At 47.1% G+C, this 2992-nt stretch carries 4 protein-coding genes and 1 pseudogene; 1 reads left to right on the forward strand and 4 read right to left on the reverse strand.

Annotated elements, in window-relative coordinates; genetic code table 11:
- The 4 genes from NZ772_16520 to NZ772_16535 form a co-directional block, all read right to left on the reverse strand.
- Positions 1–258 (reverse strand): glycosyltransferase (locus tag NZ772_16520; protein ID MCS6815160.1); only part of this gene is annotated, 258 nt, incomplete at its 3' end.
- Positions 227–397 (reverse strand): glycosyltransferase family 2 protein, encoded by a 171-nt coding sequence (locus NZ772_16525; GenBank protein MCS6815161.1) that lies wholly within the window; start codon positions 395–397, stop codon positions 227–229. The genes NZ772_16520 and NZ772_16525, both read right to left, overlap by 32 nt.
- Positions 398–555: 158 nt before the next feature.
- Positions 556–1449, reverse strand: a complete 894-nt coding sequence (locus NZ772_16530; protein ID MCS6815162.1) for a hypothetical protein — start codon at positions 1447–1449, stop codon at positions 556–558.
- Between the two features lie 24 nt (positions 1450–1473).
- Positions 1474–2418 (reverse strand): glycosyltransferase family 2 protein, encoded by a 945-nt coding sequence (locus NZ772_16535; protein ID MCS6815163.1) that lies wholly within the window; start codon positions 2416–2418, stop codon positions 1474–1476.
- A gap of 162 nt (positions 2419–2580) precedes the next feature.
- Here NZ772_16535 and NZ772_16540 point away from each other — a divergent pair.
- A pseudogene (locus NZ772_16540) lies at positions 2581–2992 on the forward strand (ATP-binding protein).

The raw sequence follows: 2992 nt of genomic DNA on the forward strand, positions 1-2992 counted from the left end.
ACCTGTAGTAATGCCCGATCGCCGAATCATCGCAGAAGGATGGTTAATCAACGTTTTGCTTCTCAGTGCCGACCGTTGAATGTCTGTGTCCTGTTCTAGTTCCTCCCAATGAAACAGCGCCCGCCCTGCTTCATCAATAAAGTCATGGGCACCACCTATGCAGACAACCTCAGGGTGACTTTGGAGAAACCCAACTTGACTAGCTAGCTGATCGGGCATCATCACATCATCCGCATCCACTAATAGCAATGAACTCACCCTGAGCCAGTTGGGTGATCTCGTTGCGGGTTTTGGCAATTCCTCGGTTTTCGCGGCTGAACAGACGAATGCGGGAATCTCGACTAGCATAGCGCTGTAAAATTTTCAAGGATTTATCCGCAGATCCATCATCAATAATGATTAATTCAAAGTCAGTAAAGGTTTGCTGAAGAATGCTGTCGATCGCTTCAGGTAAGTACCTCTATGTGTTGAATACTGCAAGTGTGACGGAAACAACAGGCGTTTCACTATAAGCTTAATTTTCACAAAATGCAATTAAGACGGGATGTTATGCAATTAAAATGGGATATTACCTCTTAGCTTCTCAACATGTTCATGGGGTGCATAGCTGTCTCCAATGACCTGAAAATAACGAGAGTTAACTCCTAAGCAAGCACTGATTTGACTATAACTACTCCAGTAAGTGCCAACAATGGTTTTACATCGAGAAAGGATTAACAGCTCTATCAAAGCCTCTTTTATTGAGGATGTGCGTTGCAAATGACTTTCAAACCTTTGTTGCTTCCATGAAAACCTTCGGTTCTGGTCAGGCCTAAACCTCTTTGGGTAGGTAATGATTTGGCCTGGAAATGAGGATTTAAGATAACGCTCGATTTTCTGATTGTCCGTAGCAAGAAATAGTTGAGGATTACTTTCTTGTTTGGATACATCACAAATAAAGCGTTCAAATCCTTCAATCTTAGAAATATTTTCAGGCTTGAAGTAAGGAGATCTCTCTTGCCATATTTTGAACTGACTGACATTATCCGTTAGGCGGATATGAATACCAGGAAGTGTTGGGATAGAGTATTGATGGCAGAATTTATTGACTGCGTTGGTAATCGAGGAAACTGGCAGTAGTCCTCTTAGGTAAGTGTTAGCCAGGCTGCAAAATTCATTGGCGCTGATTAGGCTGCTCACATGGGTTTTCCAGATTTCATAAAACCAATCGTCAGATGTATATATTGAAGAGTTTTGATCCAACTCCATCTCATCTTTTTGCAGTTGAGTGATTAATTTTATGGTTGATGGAGCGACAAACAGATCTGTGAACTCCGCATCGCAATAAATATCTGGAACCCAGCATAAATAAAAAGGCTGTTCTAGAACATGACTCATCACCATGTAACCCACTAAGGCTCGGAGACGATTGGCTAGCCCTGATCCATACGACCAATAAACAATACTCATGAAACAATGCTCATGTGTGGCTCATTACCTAAAAACCCATGATGATAGGGTTGTTGTCAAGTACTTTATCACTCCGTAGGTTAGTAGTTTCCAAGCGCCTCGCTTCCAGGGTAACTCTCGCATGGCTCGAAATCCATAGATAATTGCTGCCCCCCATTCACGCCGATTTAAGAAGCTCCACCCATACTTGAGGTAATAGTGATAACGAGAGGGACGATCGACAGGTCGCCAGGGGGTTGTTTCTGCAAATGTGCCTGTTATACCCCGTCGTCGCCATGCCCGCTCACAAGCTTCTCGCTTATCCTCAAGCTGTAGCCATTGTTTTTGCTCACTCACAGAGTGCTGATGTTGCCGATAGTGCAGTACAGTTTCTGCCAAATTTGCAAGTTTCCCCACCTCACCTAGCCGTAACCATAGGTCAAGGATGCCATCAGTGTGCATGGTTTCGTCATAGCCGCCTACTTGCTCTAGGGCTTGTCGCCGGATCATCGCCGAGGGATGGTTAATGAGGACTTTCCCTTGCAAGGCAAAGCGCTGTAAGTCAGCATCGGTTAGGGGCACACTCACATGCTCTAGCAGCCGCCCTGCTTCGTCAATAAAGTCGTAGGCACCTCCGACACAAACTACGTCAGGATTAGCGCGGAGAAATGCAACTTGGTGGGCAAGGCGATCGGGCATTGCTACATCGTCAGAGTCCATGATGGCTAGAAATTCACCTCGTGCTAAGCTAACCAACTCATTTTTGGTGCGGGCTAGTCCTCGATTTTCTCGGCTGATGAGCTGAATTCGAGGATCACGTTGGGCGTAGGCTTGCAAAATCTCTAGAGAGCGATCGGTAGAACCATCATCAATAATGATGAACTCGAAGTCAGTAAAGCTTTGGTGGAGAATACTCTCGATCGCTTGTGCCAAATAGCGCTCTGAGTTATACACCGACATCAGTACCGATACAAGGGGAGGCGGATTCATGGCATTGCTGGAGGGTGCAGTACCATTAGGCTTAGGTTGTGCTTATTGTAATGCAATCACTGCTTTATCCACCCGATGGCAAAAACGCCCAGACAGGGATGGGCTAAGGGGAATGGCAACGATCAATACGATACACTAGAACCAGTTCATTCTTGGATGCCTATGCCCCGCTGGTTCAATACCGCTGGCCCTTGCCGCCCAGATATTCACTACATGTTGCCCCCCCACCACTCGGTTGCCCCAAGTGGTGAAGCTAATTGAGCAAGAAAACTACTTCGTCATCCACGCTCCCCGCCAGACGGGCAAGACTACTGCCATGCTCGCACTAGCCCAGCAACTCACCGACAGCGGGCGCTACACAGCGGTGATGGTCTCAGTAGAAGTAGGAGCAGCCTTTAATCAGAATCCAGATAAGGCAGAACTGGCAATTTTGGATGCCTGGTGGGATGCCGCTACCGTGTGGCTCCCCCCTGAACTGCACCCGCCTAGCTTAGCAGAGTTGACCCAGGCCGAAAGTGGCAGACGTATTGGCCATGCCCTGAGCGCATGGTCACGAGCCTCTCCTCGTCCCCTC

It is taken from the genome of Cyanobacteriota bacterium, assembly GCA_025054735.1.
Classification (GTDB): domain Bacteria; phylum Cyanobacteriota; class Cyanobacteriia; order SKYG9; family SKYG9; genus SKYG9.